Raw genomic sequence first — 5,423 nt, 5'->3', positions numbered from 1 at the left:
TCATCGTCGTGGTAGACAGTGGCAAGTTAGTAGACCGCTTAGGTTCTACTTTCGCTGTACCCGTAGAAGTGATTCCAATGGCAATTACTCCTGTAACCAATGCCATCAAAAAACTCGGTGGTAAACCAGAACTCCGCATGGGTGTAAAAAAAGCTGGGCCAGTCATCACCGATCAAGGTAACTTTGTCTTAGATGTCAGATTTGACTCGATTGAAGATCCAGCCGGACTAGAAAAGACACTGAATAACATTCCCGGCGTTTTGGAAAATGGTATCTTCGTTAACTGTGTCGATTTAGTTTTAATTGGCGAAGTCAAAGATGGTAAGCCATTGGTGCGTCAACTGTAAGAATTTTGGATTTTAGATTTTGGATGTCTCTGAAATCTAAAATCCAAAACTAAGCAACATTCTAGTACCGCTTCGCGGGTCTCGATTTGGGAGCGCGATGCCTACGGCGGGCTACGCCTACGCAATCAAAATCAGGTTCGTGTAAATTGGCGTTTTCGTACAGAAGACGCAAGAGTTAAGCTTTTAAAGATTTATCGTAAATCAAAGGGTTTAAGACCCCTACCTCTACAGGTAGCATCATTTTCAGTCGGGGTTTAAATCCCCGTCTGAAAATGTCTTTAATTTTGAATTTTGTTAGCGCAGCGTTAGCGAGTCATCGAGCGTCATTTTGAATTTTGAATTGTTAACCCTTACTTATAGAAATCGCCGAAAAAGATTTGGTTTGAGGTTTAATCTGATTGCTGCTCTTTACAATTACGAGCTTCATCTCCCCCAATCCAAATTTGGCTGAGTGACTTTTGCAAGAGGTCAATTCTAAGCTGTTCGTCATCTAGTTTTACACGGCAATCTAGTGCAGCAAATGGGTTCAGGCGCTAAATTATCAAATTTAGATGCGCGTCAGCTTACTACTATGCAGACTGATATTTTGCTTACACTCAACATCAGTCTGCATCGTACTGGGTTTTTAAGCCTTTGACCCTGCCTACCAAAAGTTGAGGCAGGGAATATTACAGCGATTAGATAAAACTTTCAGTTTAAATAAACCTACTAAAAGTTAGGTGTTAACTGAAGCAAGTGGTTGAGAGCCATTTGGCACAGAGCCATTATTTAGGATAGGCTGACGGGTTTTTAGGTCAAATTTGAAGCCGTGTGGCAAAATATGAAGCTTTGCTCCACAAATCGCCAAAGACTCATCCTTCAAAATTTCGCCCACATTGTTATATGTAGCCTCTGATTGATCAACAATCGTGACTGCACCTTCACCAATCACTTCAAATTGGCTATCAGTTACCACCATAGCGGTATTCTCGTCAATACCGAATCCCAAAACAGCAGGCTGTTGTGTCAAAGCTGAAATTAGGCGTCCCAAGCGTCCGCGTTGGGAAAAATGTTGGTCAATTACCACTCCTGGGAGAAAACCAAGACCAGGACCCATTTCGACAACTTCAATCCGAGGATGTGTTTCTGAGTCGCCTTCCACAATCATAACGTCTGGCATCACAGCAGCACCGGCGCTCGTACCTGCGATAACTATACCTTCAGAGAATCGCTGGTGAATTGCCACATCAATTTCGGTATCCTTGAGGATGTTGGTAATACGAGCTTGGTTTCCCCCAGTAAAAAATACCCCAGTTGCTTTATTAATTGCTTCTAATGCGGTAGATGAAGATGCATCTTCACGGGTTTCTGTATCAATAATGCGGACAGTTTCGGCTCCCAGGCGCTCAAACACTCTGATATAGTTTTCTCCCACTTCTCTTGGTAGCTCTGTTGCTGCTGTCAGAATTACAATGTACGCTTTTGTACCTCCTGCGCGTCGCACAAAGTCCCGCAAAATTACGGAATCTCCTTCTTTGTCTTCCGCTCCCCCAATAATTACTAACTGCCTTTTGATATTAGTTTCCACCATGATGTCCCCTGGATTTGAGTTAATAAATTTCACTAAAACATGACAATTCAATGTATCAAATCATCCCTTTGATAGATTACTTGATTAAAGTAGGGTTAACATTTGCGATCGCAAAACAGCTTGTCGTTAGACATCGCAATCAGACCAAAAGACTTTTCCGAAAAATTAGCTAATTTTTTCACACACTTACTAAATAAAATTTACAACGTCAACTGCCTCTAGAAGTATTTCCTAGAGGCATTGTTGGCTATATTGCTAATTGTCGATGGCAAATTTATCGAGCGATGTAAGTAATTGGTATTGACTCTAGTAGCTGAGTGCAATTTAGATATCTGATGACAAGCCCTAATGAACCCGACTTCTGTAAAGCAAGTTAGTTAAGAAAAAACGTGCTTGTTCTAGTGGGAGATGCCTGGGTTTGCCTTGGTAGACAATTTGATACTCATCCATGTCTTCCCCATCTCCATGTCCAGAGATCAGCTTTTGGTGAAAAGCTTCCTCAGCTAGTTCTCGAATTTCATCTCTTAGAGCAGCTTGTGTGCTATTCATACTTTGCTGTCTTTTTAATACCCCACATCTATTTATACAATTATTGGATGAGTGTTGCACCTTTCAAAGGTTATATCTTTGATGATTCATCAGGATGAATTCAGTGTTCTTGATGCCTGGACAGTCGAATGGGATTTAATTATGCCTTAAGATAGTTAAAAATGCTTAGTAATAGAGTTAGCGTGGGTTCTGATTAGCTCAGTGGCAAAGCCATCACTCTCCAATAATTAACGCGAGTCAATCTACAATCAATAAGTCTGAGTAACCACAACTCAGCATTAAAATTCCAGGGTGTTTAGCCGAGGCTTAGTAATCAATGGTTTTACAACAAAGCAGTGAATTAGTCCGCATTAATGCTAGAAGAACAGATGTATTCGATATTTTTAACTTCAAGCATTACCTTGGCCCCAACCCTTATTTAAATGTAGGGGCGCTAGTATTTGATTTTGCTCTAATTGACTCTAGAAAGCCTTTGCCCATTGAAGATTATATTGCCAGCATTGGCGATCGCTATCCAAATCTTCGCGATCAAACCTACGAATCTTATGCCCATCTCTTTGCCCAAGTTGTGTCCGAAGCCGGAAAACTGGACATGGATTTACACCTTAACCACTGGAGTGTTAAGCCATATCCAAATCTCACACGGATTAGCATCCAATCACTACACGAACGCACAACTAGAGAGGTAGTTTACTTTGTTTGGGATTGGTTTGAAGCCATTACCCAAGATGAAGACTTCACCTTTGATGAACAATTGGTGAGGCTGCAAGATAGATTCCGCGCATCTGTCTACGGTGGCCCCACAGTTTACGCCCTTTTGCGAACAGCCTACGAGAAAGGTATTCCCGCCTTTTATTTGTGGGAAGAAGGATTGATGCAATACGGTTTAGGAAAAAAACACGTCCGAGGGGTAGCAACCACATTTAACTGTGATAGCCATCTAGATTCGGAATTTACTACCCGCAAAGATGATTGTAAGGCATTTTTGAAAACCCTGGGTTTCCCAGTACCTGAAGGGAGTATTGTCTTTTTCGAGAAAGAAGCCTTGGCAGCAGCAAGAGAAATTGGCTACCCAGTGGCAGTTAAGCCAGTGGTAGGTCACAAAGGAATTGGTGTCACGGCTGATGTCCAAGACTCAAAAGAACTGATATCTGCTTATAATCGGTCATTGGCAGCGATTCCCGAAAATCAGCAAACCCGAATAATTGTTGAGAAAAGTATCACAGGATCGGATTTTCGTTTGTTGTGTGTCAATGGTCGATTCGTCGCCGCCACAGAACGCCGTCCAGCATCAGTTGTGGGTGATGGCTATTTAACGCTTGCAGAGTTAATTCGCCAAGAGAACCGCAAACCTGCACGTTTAGACACGCCAACTTCGCCGATGAGTAAAATTCAAATCGATGAAGCGATGGAACTCTACCTAGACGAACAGCGCTTATCATTAGACAGCGTGATTGAGAAAGGACGCACTGTTTACCTGCGTAAAGTCGCCAATCTTTCAGCCGGAGGTATGAGCATTGATGCAACTCCGACAGTTCATGCTGACAATATTATCTTGGCACAAGATATTGCTCAACATTTCCAGCTAACTTGTTTGGGAATTGATGTTATTACCAAAAGTCTGGCAGAATCTTGGAAGTCCAGTAACTTTGCCATCTTGGAAATCAATGCTGCACCAGGCGTTTTAATGCATCTTAAACCTTCTGTTGGTGAAAGTGTTGATGTGCCTTCTCATATTTTAGAAACCTTTTTTGAGTCGGGTACAGATGCCAGGATACCAATTATTACCTTTAACAAAATCTCAGTTGAAGAACTGGAAGCGACGATTGACCATATCCTTTTGCAAAATCCCAACTTGACAATAGGCGCTGTTTGTCGTGATGCCGTTTTTGTGAATCGCTCGAAAAAAGTATTAAGCAAAGATTACAACAGTAATGTTCAAACTTTGCTGCGTCATCCCAAACTTGATTTGCTGATTGCCGAGTATCCTGAAGACATTCTCGAAGAACAGGGCGTATTTTACCAGAATAGTAATATCGTAGTTTTGGATAATCCCACTGAAACTGAGATGATTTTGGTGCGGGATGTTTTCGATGGTTCGACTGTGGTGATTAGAAAAGGCAACGATATTTCTATTCGTCGCAAAGGGTTAATTGAAGATTATACTTTGGGTGAAGATGAACCATTTACGCGGGTTTATTTGAAAGAAACTGGAGCGATTTTGTAACTTTCGGGACTGGGGACTGGGTAAGAAAATTATGAGTAAGATTTGGTTTGGGTTTCAATGAATACCCATTGAAATCTTTAAGCGTATCCATCCCTAGTCCCTAATTCCTAAGAGGATGTTTTAAAAGTCATGATTGATGTATCCAGTATTTTTTACCCCACCCTAACCCTCCCCTTGCAAAGGGGAGGGAACTAGATTAGATTTTCCGGTTTCCCCCCTTTACAAGCTATCCATTAGTCACATCTTTACTTAAGATTTATACAAATTACTTAAAAGAATACTGAAAGTATTGATGGGTATAGTTTTGAGAGAAGAATGTAGTTTGGAGTAGTGATAGATCATGGAAAAATGGGCAACAGAAGAATTGAAACAAGCAGATTTAGGAGACGCTAGGCGTAGAAAGCGATTAATACGCATCGTCGAAGACTTGTCAGCACAACCAGCAAGCAGCGTACCGCAAGCCTGTGGAAATACAGCAGCAACGTATGCCGCTTGGTCGTTCGCAGCTAAAACCTGTGAAATTACAAGTGATTCTGGTACTTGAAGAAAACCCACCTTCTTTGAAGTCAGCCGTGCGAACGATTGCAACTCTTGGTGGCTTTTTGGGTCGAAAGGGCGATGGTGAGCCTGGTGTCAAAACCATTTGGCTCGGATTACGTCGATTACACGATATCGCCGCCACTTGGAAACTACTCCACCATAATTGTCAAATATGTAGTTAACGATCGCC

Annotated in this window: 5 protein-coding genes and 2 pseudogenes; 5 read left to right on the top strand and 2 right to left on the bottom strand. The window is 41.8% G+C overall.

The features are described from left to right. Both HWQ37_RS14765 and HWQ37_RS34865 read left to right on the top strand, forming a co-directional pair. Positions 1 to 347: ribose-5-phosphate isomerase A (locus HWQ37_RS14765; RefSeq protein ID WP_292748349.1), on the top strand; the 347-nt coding region annotated here is incomplete at its 5' end. A gap of 349 nt (positions 348 to 696) precedes the next feature. Next, positions 697 to 798, top strand: a pseudogene (locus tag HWQ37_RS34865) (IS5/IS1182 family transposase); the annotation flags it as partial. A gap of 264 nt (positions 799 to 1,062) precedes the next feature. Here the strand turns inward: HWQ37_RS34865 and HWQ37_RS14755 are convergent. Together HWQ37_RS14755 and HWQ37_RS14750 are read right to left on the bottom strand one after the other, a co-directional pair. Next, positions 1,063 to 1,917, bottom strand: a complete 855-nt coding sequence (locus tag HWQ37_RS14755; RefSeq protein ID WP_292748348.1) for a cyanophycinase — start codon at positions 1,915 to 1,917, stop codon at positions 1,063 to 1,065. A 345-nt stretch (positions 1,918 to 2,262) separates the two neighbouring features. After that, complete coding sequence (locus HWQ37_RS14750) at positions 2,263 to 2,466, bottom strand: hypothetical protein (RefSeq protein WP_292748347.1); 204 nt, start codon at positions 2,464 to 2,466, stop codon at positions 2,263 to 2,265. 316 nt (positions 2,467 to 2,782) lie between these two features. Between HWQ37_RS14750 and HWQ37_RS14745 the strand changes: the two genes are divergently transcribed. The 3 genes and pseudogenes from HWQ37_RS14745 to HWQ37_RS14735 all read left to right on the top strand — a co-directional run. Further along, entirely contained in the window at positions 2,783 to 4,693 is a 1,911-nt protein-coding gene (locus HWQ37_RS14745) for an ATP-binding protein (RefSeq protein WP_292748346.1), read from the top strand. 340 nt (positions 4,694 to 5,033) lie between these two features. After that, positions 5,034 to 5,237, top strand: coding sequence for an IS4/Tn5 family transposase DNA-binding protein (locus HWQ37_RS14740; RefSeq protein ID WP_292748345.1), 204 nt, complete (start codon positions 5,034 to 5,036; stop codon positions 5,235 to 5,237). Between the two features lies 1 nt (position 5,238). Continuing rightward, a pseudogene (locus HWQ37_RS14735) lies at positions 5,239 to 5,415 on the top strand (IS4 family transposase); the annotation flags it as partial. Positions 5,416 to 5,423 lie beyond the last annotated feature (8 nt).

Origin of the sequence: Nostoc sp. NMS4 (assembly GCF_017115095.1) — a bacterium.
GTDB lineage: Bacteria > Cyanobacteriota > Cyanobacteriia > Cyanobacteriales > Nostocaceae > Nostoc.
The sequence above is the reverse complement of the archived record's forward strand: the minus strand, read 5'-3'. Positions and strand labels throughout refer to the sequence as shown.

What these genes read in the sequence shown, in the direction of transcription:
- HWQ37_RS14740 (WP_292748345.1), top strand. Translation starts at nt 5,034, where the DNA reads ATGGAAAAATGGGCAACAGAAGAATTGAAACAAGCAGATTTAGGAGAC.
- HWQ37_RS14745 (WP_292748346.1), top strand. Translation starts at nt 2,783, where the DNA reads ATGGTTTTACAACAAAGCAGTGAATTAGTCCGCATTAATGCTAGAAGA.
- HWQ37_RS14755 (WP_292748348.1), bottom strand. Translation starts at nt 1,917, where the DNA reads ATGGTGGAAACTAATATCAAAAGGCAGTTAGTAATTATTGGGGGAGCG.
- HWQ37_RS14750 (WP_292748347.1), bottom strand. Translation starts at nt 2,466, where the DNA reads ATGAATAGCACACAAGCTGCTCTAAGAGATGAAATTCGAGAACTAGCT.